Consider the following 17,257-nt stretch of genomic DNA (forward strand, 5'->3'; position numbering starts at 1 on the left):
GTTGGAGGAGTGGGGCCATGGCCGCCGATCAGAACAACGACATCGTCGGAGCCCTCCGGAGGTCGATCAGGGAGACCGAGCGGCTGCGGCGGCAGAACCAGCAGTTGCTGGACCGGGCGAGTGAGCCGTTGGCGATCGTCGGCATGAGCTGCCGATTCCCGGGCGGGGTCGGCTCACCGGAGGAGCTGTGGGAGCTCGTCGCCGGTGGCCGCGACGCACTGTCCCCGTTTCCCGGCGATCGCGGCTGGGATCTGGAGCGGCTGTACCACCCGGATCCGGACCACCCCGGAACCGCGTACACCCGCGAGGGCGGATTCGTCGACGGGGCAGGGGATTTCGATGCGGACTTCTTCGGGGTGAGCCCCCGCGAGGCGCTGGTCATGGACCCGCAGCAGCGGCTGCTGCTGGAGGGCACCTGGGAGGCGCTCGAGGATGCGGGCATCGACCCGATGTCGTTGTCCGGTACCGATACCGGCGTTTTCTGCGGTCTCATGTACGCGGACTACCAGTTCGGTGCGGGGCTCAGCGACCGGCGGCCGGAGATCGAGGGCTACCTGATGATCGCCTCCGCGGCCAGCGTGGCCGCGGGTCGGATCAGTTACACCTTCGGCTTCGAGGGACCTGCCGTCAGCGTGGACACGGCGTGCTCGGCCTCGCTGGTGGCGATCGATCAGGCGTGTACAGCGTTGCGGGCCGGGGATTGCTCGCTGGCCGTCGCCGGTGGCGTGACCGTTCTGGCCCGGCCGAACATTTTCGTGGAGTTCAGTCGGCAGCGCGGGATCTCACCGGACGGCCGGTGTAAGTCCTACGCCGCCGCCGCCGATGGTGTCGGGTGGGGCGAAGGGGCGGGCCTGCTCGTGCTGGAGCGTCTTTCGGATGCCCGACGACATGGGCACCGGGTGCTTGCGGTGGTCCGCGGCAGCGCGGTGAACCAGGACGGTGCGAGCAACGGGCTGACCGCGCCGAACGGCCCCTCGCAGGAGCGGGTGATCCGCCGGGCACTGGCCAATTCCGGGCTGCGTGCCGCCGACATCGATGCGGTGGACGGACACGGCACCGGCACCACGCTGGGCGATCCGATCGAGGTGGAGGCACTGCTGGCGACCTACGGCCGGGAGCGGTCGAACGGTCCGCTGCGGCTCGGTTCGGTCAAGTCGAATATCGGGCATACGCAGGCCGCGGCAGGCGTCGCGAGCATGATCAAGATGGTCATGGCCATGCGGCACGAGACGTTGCCGCCGACCCTGCACGTGGATTCGCCGTCGCCGCATGTGGAGTGGGACGCGGGCGAGATCGAGTTGCTGACCGAAGCGCGCAAGTGGTCGCGGAACGGCCGGGTGCGACGGGCGGGTGTTTCGTCGTTCGGGATCGGCGGCACGAACGCGCACCTGATTTTGGAGGAGGCGCCGCCGGAACTCGGTGCGCCGGCCGCGACGCCGGGCGAACGACCGTTGAGCGTGGTTCCGGTGCTGATCTCGGCGCGCGGGGAGGCGGCGCTGCGGGCGCAGGCGGATCGGCTGCGGGCGTACCTGATCGCCCGACCGGAGGTGTCGTTGCTGGACGTCGGATTCTCGCAGGTCACGACACGTGCTCAGCTCGACCGTCGGGCCGCGGTGGTGGCCACCGATCGCGGATCGTTGCTGAGCGGACTGCGCGCGCTGTCCAGCGGTGACCCTGCGTCGAACGTGGTCATGGGACAGGCGGCCGGTGGCAAAGCTGTTTTCGTATTTCCGGGGCAGGGTGCGCAGTGGGTGGGTATGGCGGTGGAACTACTGGCGTCGGCTCCGGTGTTCGCCGAGGAGATCGCCGCATGCGAAGCGGCGCTGTCGCGCCATGTCGATTGGCGGCTCGGCGACGTGCTGCGCGGTATGCCCGGCGCACCGTCGCTGGACCGGGTCGATGTCGTTCAGCCCGCCCTGTTCTCGGTGATGGTCGCGCTTGCCCGGCTGTGGCGCTCGCAGGGCGTGGAACCGGTTGCGGTGGTGGGGCATTCGCAGGGTGAGATCGCGGCGGCCTATGTTGCGGGCGCGTTGTCGCTGGACGATGCCGCCCGGGTGGTGGCGCTGCGCTCGCGGTTGATCGGGGAGCAGCTGGCGGGCGCGGGTGGGATGGCGTCGATCGCGCTCGCGGTCGAACGGGTCGAGGAATTGATCGAGCCCTACGGCGGTCGAGTGTCCGTCGCTGCGGTGAACGGCCCTGCCGCCGTGGTTGTTTCGGGGGAGACCCAGGCATTGGATGAGCTGCTTGCCACCTGTGACCGCACCGAGGTCCGGGCTCGCCGGGTGGCTGTGGACTATGCCTCGCATTCGGCTCAGGTCGAGTCCATCGAACAGGAGCTGATCGAACTGCTGGCCACGGTGGAACCGGCAACGGGTCGAATCCCGTTCTACTCCACCGTGGTCGGTGAGTTCATCGACACCGCGACGCTGGATGCCGGGTACTGGTACCGGAATCTGCGCGGTCGCGTCGGTTTCGAACCGGCGATCCGTGCCTTGGCGGACAACCGGACGAATTGCTTCGTCGAGATCTCCCCGCATCCGGTGCTGACGATGGCCGTCGACGAAACGGTGCAGACCACGGGCAGTGCGGGCCGGATCGCGGTGGTCGGGTCGTTGCGTCGCGACGAGGGCGGTCCCGAGCGCTTCGCGCTCTCGTTGTCCGAGGTGCATACCGCCGGTATCGCGGTGGACTGGCCGGGGTACTTCGCCGAGACCGGCGCGGCACGGGTCGCTCTGCCGACGTACGCGTTTCAGCGGAGCCGATTCTGGCTGCTGCCCGGTGCGGCGGCGGGCGACGTCGGCGCGGCGGGGCTCGGCCGGGTCGAGCATCCGATTCTCGTCGCCGCGGTACGGGTCGGCGATCGGGACGAATGGGTGTTCACCGGCCGTATCTCGCAGCAGACCCATCCGTGGACGCGCGATCACGCGGTGTTCGGGACGGTGCTCGTGCCCGGCGCCGCGCTGGTCGAGTCGACCCTGACGGCCGCCGCGGAGGTGGGCTGCCCGGTGTTGGACGAACTGGTGCTCGAGGCGCCCCTGGTCCTCGGCGACGAGACTGCCCAGCGCATCCAGATCACCATCGGCCCGGCAGACGCGGACGGACGTCGTGAGGTCGCGATCTATTCTCACCCCGAGCTTGCGGAAGCGGAGGCGCCGGAGGTGACCAGGCACGCGCGCGGCTGGTTGGCCACGGATGCGCCGCCGCCCGAGCCCTTCCCGCGGCAGTGGCCGCCGCTCGGCGCGGAACCTGTTGCCGTGGCGGCTTTCTACGCGCGGCTCGCCGATATCGGGCTGGACTACGGACCCCTGTTCCAAGGCGTCGGAGCGGCCTGGCGCAGCGGTAACGAGGTCTACGCCGAGGTGTCGTTGCCCGAAGACGCCGGAGGCGGTGGCTTCGGCATCCATCCTGCGCTGTTCGACGCGGCATTGCATTGCGCGATGGTGGACAAGGACGCGAACTCGGCGCCGGAGTTGCCGTTCTCGTGGTCGGGAGTGCGACTCGGGCAGTCCGGCGCCGACCGAGTGTGGGTAAGGATCAGTGCCGCAGGCGAATCCGCGGTACGCGTCGATATCGTCGATGCCACCGGGGCTCCGGTGCTGGCGGTCGATGCCCTCACCCTTCGCGCGACGCACGCCGATCAGCTCGGCCGCGCGGCGAACGGTGAGCAGGACTCCTTGTTCCAGCTCGACTGGGTCACGGTGACCGCACCGGCATCGCCGCCGGCGGAGATCGTGGTATTGGGCGAATGTGCGTGCGCGGGTGCGCGGTTCACCGATCCGGACAGTCTGGAGCGGAGCATCGCGGAGGGGGCGGCAACGCCGGACGCGGTCCTCGTGTCGGTACCGGCGAACGACGACGGTTCCGCGGTGGTCCGCGCGCACACCGGCACCACGCATATGCTCGAGCTGACGCAGCGTCTGCTGGCGAGCGAACGGCTCGCCGGCATCAGACTCGTCGTGGTGACACGCAACGCGGTCGCGGCCGGCGCACGGATGCCGGACATCACCCAGTCCGCGATCTGGGGACTGGTACACAGTGCGCAATCCGAGCACCCGGACCGGTTGTTGCTCGTGGACCTCGACGACGGCGACGAACCGGACTGGAGTGCCCTTCTCGAACTGGACGAACCGCAGCTCGCTGTCCGTGACGGCGCGTTACTCGCGCCCCGGCTCGCCAGAGCCGGCCTGGCGGAAACCGAGGCGCCGTGGCGGTTGTCGACCACGGGCAAGGGGTCGCTGGAGAATCTGGCGATCGTGCCCGCCGACGGCGGACGGCCCCTGGGCGCCGACGAGGTTCGGATCGGTATCCGTGCGGCGGGACTGAACTTTCGTGACGTTCTCATCGCACTCGGCATGTACCCCGGTGATGCGCCGCTCGGCAGCGAGGCCGCGGGTGTGGTGCTCGAAGTCGGTTCCGGTGTCGGCGATCTCGCCCCGGGTGACCGCGTATTCGGCTTGATCCCCGACGCATTCGCCCCGATCGCGGTGGCCGACCGGCGCACGATCGTGCCGGTGCCGCGGTGCTTTTCCTTCACCGAGGCGGCGGCGGTTCCCGTGGTGTATCTGACCGCTTACTACGGTCTCGTCGATCTCGCCGGTCTGCGGGCGGGCGAGCGACTGCTGGTGCACGCCGCCGCCGGTGGCGTCGGCATGGCGGCGGTGCAACTGGCCCAGCACTTCGGCGCCGAGGTGTTCGCCACGGCGAGCACGCCCAAGCGGGATGCGGTGCGCGCCTTGGGGATTGCCGATGAGCGGATCTTCTCGTCGCGAGACCTGGACTTTCGTGATGCCGTGCTGCGGGCGACCGACGGCGCCGGTGTCGACGTGATACTCAACTCGCTGGCAGGCCGATTCGTCGATGCCACCCTGGAACTGCTGCCCCGGGGCGGCCGGTTCATCGAGATGGGCAAGACCGATATCCGCGATCCGGAGGTGGTCGCCCGCGACCATGCCGACGTGCGGTACCGGTCCTACGACCTGATCGAGGCGGGTCCGGAGCGGATCCAGCGGATGCTGACCGAGATAGTCGGGTTGTTCGAACAGGGCGTGCTCACGCCGTCGCCGATCCAGGCCTGGGACGTGCGACGCGGCCACGAGGCGTTCCGCTACCTGCGTGAGGGCCGCAACGTCGGCAAGGTGGTGCTGACCGTTCCCGCGCCACCGGATCCGGCCGGAACCGTCCTGATCACCGGCGGCACCGGAGGTTTGGGCGCACTGTTCGCCAAGCATCTGGTCGCCCGTCACGGTGCTCGGGAGTTGCTGCTGGTCAGTCGTCGCGGTGCGGCGGCCGAGGGGGTCGACGAGTTGGTCACCGAACTCGCGGAACTCGGCGCGAGGGTGCGGGTGGAAGCCTGCGACGTCTCCGATCGAGATCAGCTCGCCGCACTGCTGCGATCGGTGACGCGGCCGCTGACCGCGGTGATCCACACCGCGGGCGTGCTCGACGACAGCCTGGTCGAGTCGATGACCCCCGCCCAGCTCGAACGAGTGCTGCGCCCGAAACTCGATGCGGCACTGCACTTGCACGAGCTCACCGCGGAGCTGGACCTCTCGGCGTTCGTGCTGTTCTCCTCGGCCGCCGCGCTGCTCGGCAACCCGGGTCAGGCCAACTATGCCGCGGCCAACTCCGCCGTCGACGCGCTCGCGGAACGCAGGCAGGCCGCGGGCCTGCCCGCCCTCTCGCTGGCCTGGGGCCTGTGGGCCGACGCCACCGGGATGACGGGCGAGCTCACCGAGGCGGATCTGGCGCGCATGGAGCGCACCGGTGTCGGTGCGCTGCCGGCCGAACTCGGACTCGAGCTGTTCGACCGATCGGTCGGCACCGAGGCGGCCCTGCTGGCCCCGGTCCGGCTGGATCCGGCCGCGCTGCGGTCGCAGGCACGGTCCGGGTTGTTACCCGCGCTGCTGCGCGGGTTGGTGCGTGACCGGCCTCGGCGCACGCAGTCCGGTGGCGGGTCGCTGGCGCAGCGGCTGGCTGGAGTTGCGGCGGACGATCGCGAGCAGGTCGTGCTCGAGATCGTGCAGACGCAGGTCGCGGCCGTGCTCGGGCACGCATCCGGATCGGCGATCGATGCCGAGCGCGCGTTCAAGAACCTCGGGTTCGACTCACTGGCCGCGGTCGAACTGCGCAACCGTCTCACCCAGGCCACGGGTACCCGGTTGCCTGCGACCTTGATCTTCGACTACCCGACTCCGACGGCGGTGGCGCGGCTCTTGCTCGCCGAGCACGGCGGTGGTGTCGCGGAACCCGTTTCTTCGCCGCTCGACGACGCACTGCGGCACCTGGAGACCGCGCTGGGCGCGGTGGCGAGCGACGAACAGCAGTTGGTCGAGCTCGAGCCCCGGCTGCGCGTGCTGGGTAATCGGCTGCGCTCGCTGCTGAACGGGACCAACGGTTATGGCATCGACACCGACGACGATGCCGACGATCTCGACGTGGCGTCGGACAACGAGATGTACGCATTGATCGACAGGGAGCTCGGATCGGCATGACCGAACACACGGACGAGCAGAAACTCCGCACTTACCTGCGGCGGGTGACCGCCGAGCTGCGCACGGCCAACCGCAGGGTGCGCGAACTGGAGGACAACGCCGCCGAGCCGTTGGCGATCGTCGGGATGAGCTGCCGGTACCCGGGCGGCGCCGATTCGCCGGAGCAACTGTGGGAGCTGGTAGCGGCGGGACGCGACGCGATGTCGCCGCTGCCGACCGATCGCGGCTGGGATCTCGAACGGCTCTACGATCCCGATCCCGAGCAACTGGGCACGCTGACCGCGCAACGCGGTGGATTCATCGACGGGGTAGGCGATTTCGACGCGGAGTTCTTCGGGATCAGCCCGCGTGAGGCGCTGGCCGTCGACCCCGCCCAGCGGTTGCTGCTGGAGACCGCGTGGGAAGCGCTGGAGGACGCGGGGATCGATCCGATCACGTTGCGCGGCAGCGATACCGGTGCCTTCATCGGGGCGGTGACCTCCGACTACGGCGGGGCGATGCCGCCGGAGTTGGAGGGATACCGCTTGACCGGCACCCAGGGCAGCGTGGTGTCGGGCCGGATCGCCTACAGCCTCGGACTGGAGGGGCCGGCCGTCACCGTGGACACCGCGTGCTCCTCGTCGCTGACGGCGCTGCACCTGGCATCGCAGGCGCTGCGCTCGGGGGAGTGCTCGCTGGCACTGGTCGGCGGCGTCACCGTGCTCGCCGGGCCGTTTCTGTTCGTCGAGTTCAGTAGGCAGCGTGGTCTCGCGCCCGACGGCCGGTGCAAGGCGTACGCGGCGGCCGCGGATGGGACCGGGTTCTCCGATGGTGTGGGTCTTGTTGTGTTGGAGCGTCTTTCGGATGCTCGGCGTAATGGTCATCAGGTGCTTGCGGTGGTGCGTGGGAGTGCGGTGAATCAGGATGGTGCGAGTAATGGTCTTACCGCGCCGAATGGTCCGTCGCAGGAGCGGGTGATCCGTGCCGCGCTGGCCAACGCGGGACTGAGTGCCGCCGAGGTCGACGCGGTGGAGGGGCATGGCACGGGCACCCAGCTCGGTGATCCGATCGAGGCGCGTGCGTTGCTGGCGACGTACGGGCGTGAGCGTACCGCCGGGCCGTTGCGGTTGGGGTCGATCAAGTCCAATATCGGCCACACCTCCGCGGCTGCGGGTATAGCCGGGGTGATCAAGATGGTGCAGGCGTTGCGGCACGAGGTGTTGCCCGCGACGCTGCACGCGAATGTGCCGTCGCCGCACGTGGATTGGGATTCCGGGCAGGTCGAGTTGTTGACCGAGCCGCAGGTGTGGCCGTCGAACGGGCGGCCGCGGCGGGCGGCGGTGTCGTCGTTCGGGATCAGTGGCACGAATGCGCATGTGATCTTGGAGGAGGCTCCGGTGACGGGGTCTCTGGAGGGATCTGGGCCGACCGAAGCGGCTGCGTTGGTGAATGCTCCGGTCGAGGAGGTCGGCCTGCCGGTGTCGCGGTCGGTGGTGCCGGTGGAGGGGACTGTGCCGGTGCAGGCGGCTCCGGTGGTTGAGGGGTCTGTGCCGGTGGTGGTGTCGGGTCGGTCGGTGGCGGGGTTGCGGGGACAGGCGGCGCGGTTGCGGTCGTTTCTGGTTGGGCGGCCGGAGGTTTCGGTGCTGGATGTGGGGTGGTCGGCGGTATCCACGCGGGCTCAGTTGGAGTATCGCGCCGTGGTGGTGGCGTCCGGTCGTGCGGAGTTGCTGGCGGGGCTGGCCGCGCTCGCGGAGGGTGAGCCGGTTTCGGGTGTGTCCGAGGGCGGCCCGGTGCCGGGGAAGACAGCGTTTCTGTTCACCGGTCAAGGAGCCCAGCGGGCCGGGATGGGTGTCGAACTGGCGCAGGCATTTCCGGTGTTTGCGTCCGCGTTGGATGAGGTGTGTGAGCACCTGGATCCGCGGGTGGGTCGTTCGGTGCGGGAATTGATGTCGGCGGAACCGGATTCGGTCGAAGCGGGTCTGCTGGACAAGACGGGATACACGCAGGTGGTGTTGTTCGCGGTCGAGGTGGCGTTGTTCCGGTTGCTGGAGTCGGTGGGTGTGCGGCCGGATTACATGATGGGTCATTCGGTGGGAGAGATCGCCGCCGCGCATGTGGCGGGTGTTTTGTCGTTGTCTGATGCGTGTGAGTTGGTGGTGGCGCGTGGCCGGTTGATGGGTGCGTTGCCGGTGGGGGGTGCGATGGTGGCGGTGGAGGCGACCGAGGGTGAGGTTGTGGAGTCGCTGGCGAGGTTTGCGGGCCGGTTGGATGTGGCGGCGGTGAACGGTCCCCGCGCGGTGGTGGTGTCGGGTGATGCGAACGCGATCGAGGAGTGGCTGCCCTTGTGGGAGGGCCGGAGGACGTCGCGGTTGCGGGTGAGTCATGCGTTTCATTCGTATTTGATGGAGCCGATGCTCGAGGAGTTCGAGCGGGTGGTGCGGGGTGTGGAGTTCGGTGTGGCGCGGGTTGCGGTGGTGTCGAACGTGTCTGGTGGGTTGGCGGGTGAGGAGATGGCTGATCCGGGGTATTGGGTGGGGCATGTGCGGCGGGCGGTGCGGTTCGGTGACGGTGTGGACACGCTGTATGGGTTGGGTGTGCGCCGGTTTGTGGAGGTGGGTCCGGATGCGGTGTTGACGGCGATGGCGGGGCAGTCGCTGGAGGGTCGTGAGGATGTGTTGGTGGTGCCGGTGTTGCGGGCGCGGCAGTCCGAGCAGGAGGCGTTCGCGGGTGTTCTGGGTCGGTTGCATGTGGCTGGTGTGGGTGTGGATTGGCCCGGGTTTTATGCGGGTTCGGGTGCGCAGCGGATCTCGTTGCCCACCTACGCATTCCAACGACAACGGTACTGGCTCGCGCCGAACAGTGGCTCCGGCGACGCCACGGCCGCGGGTATCGGCCGATTCGAGCATCCGCTGCTGGCCGCCGCGATCACCATCGGGGATCGTGACGAATGGGTGTTCACCGGCCGCCTGTCCACCGAAACGCAACCGTGGATCGCCGAACATCTGCTCCTGGGCACGATCGTTATGCCTGGCACGGGTCTGGTGGAGCTGGCATTGGCTGCGGGCCGGCAGGTCGGATGCCCGGTACTGGACGAATTGATCCTCGAGGCACCACTCCTGCTGGACGACAGTTCGGTACGGCAGGTACAGGTCACCGTCGGCGCGGCCGGCGAGGACGGCCGCCGCGAGGTAGCCGTCTACTCACGCCCGGGGGAAGGTGACGAGCACGACGTGACCTGTCATGCGCGTGGCATCCTCGGCGTCGACCCGGACCCGGCCCTGGCCTGGCCGACGGAATGGCCACCCGCCGAGGCGGAACCGCTCGCCGTCGACGCGCTCTACGAGCGCCTCGGCGAGATCGGCTACGACTACGGCCCCCTCTTCCAAGGGGTGCGGGCCGCGTGGCGTGACGGTGACCAGACCTATGCCGAGGTGGCCCTTCCCGACGACACCGGCGGTGGATTCGGTATCCACCCCGCGCTTTTCGATGCCGCGCTGCAGAGCGGCGTCATCCTCCTCACCGATCGCGGCGACGAACACCGAATGCCCTTCAGCTGGACCGGTGTACAGCTCGACCGCCGGGGTGTGTCCCGGCTACGCGTGCGCGCCGTGGCGACCGGCGATTCCGCGCTCCGACTCGATGCTGTCGATGAGGCCGGGCAACCGGTGGTCTCGCTGCGGTCGATCGCGGTCCGGCCCGTCGAACAGGCAAAAATTGAAGGGGCGCAGCGTAATCTGCGCCCCCTGTATGTCGTCGGGTGGTCCGAGGTCGTTGCCGGGGGCGATCCGAAACGGATCGCGGTGCTCGGGGCGCAGATCGCTACCGGTGACCGCTACGCCGATCTCGATGCGCTCGAACGTGCGATGGCGGACGGGGCCGCGGCGCCCGAGGCCGTCGTCGCCGTCGTCGAGACGCCGGCGGCCGCCGGTACCGCCGACCGGACTCGGACGGTCACGGCCGGTGTCCTGGAGCTGCTACAGCGCTGGCTGGCCGGTTCGTGGCCCGCCGATACTCCGCTCGTGGTGGCAACTCGGCGAGCGGTCGCCCTCGACGGTGAGATCCCGGATATCGCCCAGGCCGCGGTGTCGGGACTGGTGCGTAGTGCCCAGTCCGAACACCCGGGCAGGTTCCTGCTCGTCGACGTGGACGAGCAGGAACCCGGCTGGGCCGCGCTGATCGGTGCTGACGAGCCACAACTTGCGGTGCGGGCGGGACGGGTGCTGGCACCCCGCCTCGAGCGGGCCGACTCGACGGTGACCGCGCCGTTCCCGCTCGACCCCGACGGCACCGTGCTGATCACCGGTGGCGCCGGAGGTTTGGCTGCGGTGTTCGCCCGGCATCTCGTGCAGGCCCACGGGGCGCGGCGGCTCCTGCTGGTCAGCCGTCGCGGTACCGAAGCCGAGGGTGTCGACCAGTTGATCGCCGAGTTGACGACGCTGGGTGCCCGGATCCGTGTCGCCGCCTGCGATGTCGCCGATCGAGACCAGCTGGCGGCGCTGCTCGGCTCGCTGGACCGGCCGCTCACCGCGATCGTGCACGCGGCGGGGCTGCTCGACGACGGCCTCGTCGAATCGCTGACCCCCGCCCAGCTCGACCGGGTACTGCGCCCGAAACTCGATGCGGCGCTGCACCTACACGAGCTCACCGCCGACCTGGAGCTGTCGGCATTCGTGCTGTTCTCCTCCGTCGCGGCGCTGCTCGGCGGCCCCGGGCAGGGCAACTACGCCGCTGCCAATGCCGCCCTGGATGCCCTTGCCGCACAACGCCATAGCGCCGGGCTGCCGGCAACCTCGCTGGCGTGGGGGCGGTGGGCCGAGACGGGCGGCATGACGGGCGCCCTCGACGAGGCCGATCTGGCACGGCTCGAACGCGCCGGCGTCGGTGCCCTGTCGACCGAGCTGGGGCTCGCGCTGTTCGACCAGGCACTGCGCTCGGGGTCGGCAGCGCTGGTGCCGGTGCACCTGGAGGCGGCCGCACTGCGTACCCAGGCGCGGAGCGGTCTGCTGCCGGCCCCGCTGCGTGGGCTCGTCCGGGTACCCGCCCGCCGCGCCGATGCGAGCGGGTCACTGGCGCAGCGGCTTTCGGAGGTTCCGGAGGCCGATCGGGAACGTGTCGTCCTCGATCTGGTGCGGGCACAGGTTGCCGTCGTGCTCGGATATGCCGTCGCGAGTACCGTCGATACCGCTCGCGCGTTCAAGGATCTCGGCTTCGATTCCCTCGGTGCCGTCGAGCTGCGCAATCGGCTGGCCCAGTCCACCGGTGTGCGGCTGCCCGCCACGCTGGTCTTCGACCACCCGACGCCGGCGGCGGTCGCACGGCTGATCCTCGCCGAAGTCGGCGGCGCGGTGACCCGGTCGCCGAAGATCACTCGGCACGGACGAACAGCGGCGGACGAGCCGTTGGCGATCGTCGGCATGAGCTGCCGCTACCCGGGTGGCGCGGACTCGCCCGAACAGCTGTGGGAACTGGTCGCCGCGGGCCGCGACGCGGTGAGCGGACTTCCCGAGGACCGTGGCTGGGATGTGGAGCGGCTCTACGATCCGGATCCGGATCATGCGGGGACGGTGTACACGCGTGGTGGTGGTTTCCTGGAGCGGCCGGGTGATTTCGATGCCGAGTTCTTCGGGATCAGTCCGCGTGAGGCGCTGGCGATGGATCCGCAGCAGCGGCTGCTGCTCGAGGCGTCCTGGGAGGCGCTCGAGGATGCCGGCATCGACCCGAACTCGTTGCGCTCCACCGAGACCGGCGTCTTCACCGGCGTCGTGACCACGGACTACGGTGGGCCGGGCTCGGCGGAGCTGGAAGGGTACCGGCTGACCGGCACCACGACGAGCGTCGCGTCGGGCCGGATCGCCTACACCTTCGGGCTGGAGGGGCCCACGTTGTCGGTGGACACGGCCTGCTCCTCGTCACTGGTCGCGCTGCATCTGGCGGCGGGGTCGCTGCGGTCGGGTGAGTGCTCGCTGGCCCTGGCCGGCGGCGTGACGTTGATGGCGGGGCCGTATCTGCTGACGGAGTTCAGCCGGCAGCGGGCGGTGTCGCCCGACGGCCGATGCAGGTCATACGCGGCCGGCGCGGACGGGACCGGATTCTCCGACGGTGTGGGTATGGTTGTGCTGGAGCGTCTTTCGGATGCGCGGCGCAACGGGCATGACGTGCTGGCGGTCGTGCGCGGGAGCGCGGTGAACCAGGACGGTGCGAGCAACGGTTTGACCGCGCCGAGCGGCCCGTCGCAGGAGCGGGTGATCCGCCAGGCCCTCGCCAACGCGGGCCTGGGCGCCGCGGACGTCGATGCCGTCGAGGGACACGGGACGGGAACCAAGCTCGGCGATCCGATCGAGGCGCAGGCGCTGCTGGCCACCTACGGTCAGGAACGCGACAGCGGCCCGTTGCGGCTCGGCTCGATCAAGTCGAATATCGGGCACACCTCGGCGGCGGCCGGCGTGGCCGGTGTCATCAAGATGGTGCTCGCACTGCGGCACGGCATGCTGCCGCAGACCCTGCATGTGGATTCGCCGTCGCCGCACGTCGATTGGGATTCCGGAGCGGTGGCGCTGCTTACCGAGCCGCAGAAGTGGTCGCGGAACGAGCGGCCGCGTCGTGCGGGGATCTCGTCGTTCGGGGTCAGCGGCACCAACGCGCATCTGATCCTGGAGGAGGCGCCGGAACAGGAGCCGACCACGCGGGTCGCGGGTGAGGTCCCTTCGGTCGTACCGGTGTTGGTATCGGCGCGCGGCGAACAGGCGTTGCGGGCGCAGGCGGCGCGACTGCGGTCGTATGTGCTTGCCCGGCCCGATATTTCGTTGCCGGATCTCGGTCTCTCCAGCGTGGCGACGCGGGCCCAGCTGGAGCATCGCGCGGCGGTGGTCGCGGCCGATCGGGACGACCTGCTGGCCGGATTGGCGGCCGTCGCGGCCGGAGAGCCCGCGGCGAACGCGGTCGAGGCCCGAACCCTCGGCAGCCGTGCGATTTTCGTGTTCCCCGGTCAGGGCGCGCAGTGGACCGGTATGGCGGTGGAGTTGCTCGATTCCGCCCCGGTCTTCGCCGACGAGATCGCGGCGTGCGAGGAGGCGTTGTCGGAGTTCGTGGAGTGGCGGCTGCGAGACGTGTTGCGCGGCGCCCCCGACGCTCCCTCGCTGGAGCGCGTGGACGTGGTGCAGCCCGCTCTGTTCGCGGTAATGGTCGCCCTGGCCCGGTTGTGGCGCTCCCTCGGTGTGGAACCGGTTGCGGTGGTCGGCCATTCGCAGGGTGAGATCGCGGCGGCCTGTGTCTCGGGCGCGCTGTCCCGGGCAGACGCCGCGCGGGTGGTGGCGCTGCGATCGCGCGCGATCGCCCGGCGGCTCGCGGGCTCGGGTGGGATGGCCTCCCTCGCGCTGCCGGTCGAGCGCGTCGAGGAATTGCTCGGAGCCTATGCCGGCCGGGTGTCGGTCGCCGCGGTGAACGGCCCCGCGGCCGTGGTGGTCTCGGGTGACCCGGACGCGATGGACGATCTGCTGCGCGGCTGCGAGCAGGCGGAGATCCGGGCTCGGCGGGTCGCGGTGGATTACGCCTCGCATTCGGCCCAGGTAGAGACCATCGAGCACGAACTGCTCGACGACCTGGGCCCGGTCGCACCGATGTCGAGTCGAATTCCGTTCTACTCGACCGTCGTCGGCGGATTCGTCGACACCGCGACGCTGGATGCCGGGTACTGGTACCGCAACCTCCGTGGCCGAGTCGGATTCGAGCCGGCCGTGCGAGCGCTGCTCGACCAGGGCGCGACCTGCTTCGTGGAAATCTCCCCGCATCCGGTGCTGACCATGGCCGTCGAAGAGACGGCCGACGCCTGTGGCGCCGCCGAACGGACTGCCGTGCTCGCCTCGCTGCGCCGCGGCGAGGGCGGCCTCGCACGCTTCGCGCTCTCACTGGCCGAGGCGCACACCGTCGGCATACCCGTGGAGTGGCCGGCGTTGTACGCGGGCAGCGGCGCACGGAAGATCCCGCTGCCGACGTATGCGTTTCAGCGGCAACGGTTCTGGCTCTCCCCGGTCGCCGGGCCCGGCGATGCCACCGCGGCCGGACTCGGCCGGGTCGAACACCCGATCCTCGCGGCCGCGGTGCAGGTCGGCGATCGCGACGAGTGGCTGTTCACCGGACGGATATCGATCGCCGCGCAGCCGTGGACCCGCGATCACATGGTGTTCGGGCTCGTGCTCGTACCGGGTGTCGCGCTGGTCGAGCTGGCATCGGCGGCCGGTCGGGAGGCGGGCTGCCCGGTCGTGGACGAGTTGGTGATCGAAGCACCGCTGGTCCTCGAGGAGGACGCGGTCCGGCAGATCCAGGTCACGCTGGGCGCGGCCGACGCCGACGGACGTCGTGAGGTCGCGCTCTTCTCGCGTCCCGAGTCCGCCGGCGAGGAGCCGGGGGAGGCGACGTGTCACGGGCGCGGCCGGCTGGCCGCGACGACGGCACCGGCGGAGCCGTTCCCCGCGCAATGGCCACCGGCCGGGGCCGAAGAGATCACCGTCGACTCGGTCTACGCCAGGCTGGGTGCCTACGCGCACCTGACCGATCCGGATTTCGATTACGGGCCCGCGTTCCGAGGCGTGCGCGCGGCCTGGTCGCTCGGCGATACCGTCTTCACCGAACTCGAGCTGCCGGAATCGGCCGGTGCCGCATCAGGGTTCGGCCTGCATCCGGCACTGTTCGATGCGGCGCTGCATGGTGGTCTCGGCAAGCTCTACCAGGGCGAATCTGGGCCGGGCGGACTGCCGTTCGCGTGGTCCGGGGTGCACTTGGAGCGCATCGGCCACACCCGGATCCGGGTACGAATCGGGCTGGCCGGCGACACCTCGCTGCGCCTCGACATCGCCACCGAGGACGGTCTGCCGGTCGCGAGCGTGCAGCGCCTCGATGTTCGTCCCGTGGATCAGGCACAGCTCGAGGCCGCGCGACGCAGCGGACAGCGTGCGCTGTTCCAGGTGGACTGGGTCGCGGTCGCGCCGTCGCAGCGGCAGGCTCCGGTGGCGATCCTGGGCGAACTCACCGGTGTGGGACCGCATTTCGCGGATATCGAAGAGCTGGAGCGGTCGCTCGGTGACAGAAGGGCCGCCCCGGAAGCGGTCGTCGTCGGCATCGAGACGCCGGTCGGTGCCGATGACGGAGCCGCGGCCGCACGGGCGGTCGCCACGCGGGCGCTGGCACTGATGCAGCGCTGTATGTCCAGCGAATGGCTCACCGACACAAAGGTGTTCATCGTCACCGAGCGCGCGGCGGCGGTCGGCGCGGAAGCCCCCGACGTCGCGCAGGCCACGGTGTGGGGTCTGGTGCACAGTGCCCAGTCGGAACATCCGGGCCGCTTCCGGCTCGTCGACGTCGACGGTGCCGACACCGCCCCGGACTGGGGCGCGCTGGTCGATCTGGACGAACCCCGGCTGGCGGTGCGGGAGGGGCGGGTGCTGGCTCCGCGGCTCGCCCGCGCGTCGGCGGAACCCGGTGCGGCCGCGCTGAATCCCGACGGGACGGTGTTGATCACCGGCGGAACGGGCGGTTTGGGCGCGTTGTTCGCCAAGCACCTCGTCGCGCGGTACGGCGTGCGGGATCTGGTGCTGGTGAGCCGTCGTGGTCCGGACGCGGCGGGTGCCGGCGAGCTGGTCGCCGAGCTGGCCGCGCTCGGCGCCCGAACCAGGGTCGCCGCCTGCGATGTCGCTGACCGCGATCAGCTCGCGCGGCTGCTGGAAACGCTCGAACACCCACTCACCGCGGTGATCCACGCGGCGGGTGTGCTCGACGACGGTCTGATCGAATCATTGACCCCCGATCGGCTGGCGGGGGTGCTGCGACCGAAACTCGATGCGGCGCTGCACCTGCACGAGCTCACCGCGGAGCTGGAGCTGTCGGCATTCGTGCTGTTCTCGTCGGTCGCGGCGCTGCTCGGCAGCCCCGGCCAGGGCAACTACGCGGCCGCCAACGCCGCGCTGGACGCCCTCGCGGCCCGGCGCCGCGCCACCGGGCTCCCCGCGACGTCGCTGGCCTGGGGACTGTGGGCCGACGCCACGGGGATGACCGGTGAGCTGGACACGCCGGAGCTCGCCCGGCTCGAACGGAGGGGAGCGAGCGCGCTGCCGACCGAGCTCGGACTCGAGCTGTTCGACCAAGCCCTCCGGCTCGACACGGCGATACAAGCCCCGGTGCGGCTGGACACGGCCGCATTGCGAGCTCAGGCACGGGCCGGCATGCTGCCCGCCTTGTTGCGCGGTCTGGTGCGAGTCTCGGTGCAGGACACCGAGTCCGGCGGCGGATCTCTGGCGCGGCACCTGGCCGGCGTCGCCGAGGCGGATCGGCCGAAGGTCGTGCTCGACCTCGTGCGGACGCAGGTGGCGGGTGTGCTCGGGCACGGCTCCGCCGCGGACATCGATCCGGATCGGGCCTTCCAGGCGATCGGATTCGACTCACTCGGCGCGGTCGAACTGCGCAACCGGCTCGGCCGCCTGTGTGGGGTGCGGTTGCCCGCGACACTCATTTTCGACCACCCGACACCGGAGGCCGTCGCCCGGCTACTTCTTGCCGAGATCGGCGGCGGCGCCGCGGAACCACCGATCGACCGGGAATTGACCAAGCTCGAGGACCTGCTGGCCGCGAGCACCGACGTCGAGAAGGAACGCGTGGCCGCCCGCCTGCGCGCGCTGCTCGCCACGACGACCGCGGGCGGCGAGCACACCAGCGCCCGGATCGAGGCGGCCGGCACGGCGGATGAGGTTTTCCAGCTGATCGATGCTGAGTTCGGCGAGGCATGACGAGGAACGAGA

General features: G+C 70.2%; 2 protein-coding genes. Both read left to right on the forward strand.

Features of this window, described 5'->3' with window-relative positions; genetic code table 11:
* Positions 1–17: 17 nt before the first annotated feature.
* Positions 18–6,491: a type I polyketide synthase gene (locus tag D892_RS0120030; protein ID WP_024802960.1), complete on the forward strand. Its 6,474-nt coding sequence runs from the start codon at positions 18–20 to the stop codon at positions 6,489–6,491.
* The gene (locus D892_RS0120035) at positions 6,488–17,245 is read left to right on the forward strand and encodes a type I polyketide synthase (protein ID WP_024802961.1); all 10,758 of its coding nucleotides are present in this window, start codon (positions 6,488–6,490) and stop codon (positions 17,243–17,245) included. Before D892_RS0120030 ends, D892_RS0120035 begins: the two co-directional genes overlap by 4 nt.
* The last annotated feature ends 12 nt before the right edge of the window (positions 17,246–17,257 follow it).

The organism is Nocardia sp. BMG51109, assembly GCF_000526215.1.
Classification (GTDB): domain Bacteria; phylum Actinomycetota; class Actinomycetes; order Mycobacteriales; family Mycobacteriaceae; genus Nocardia.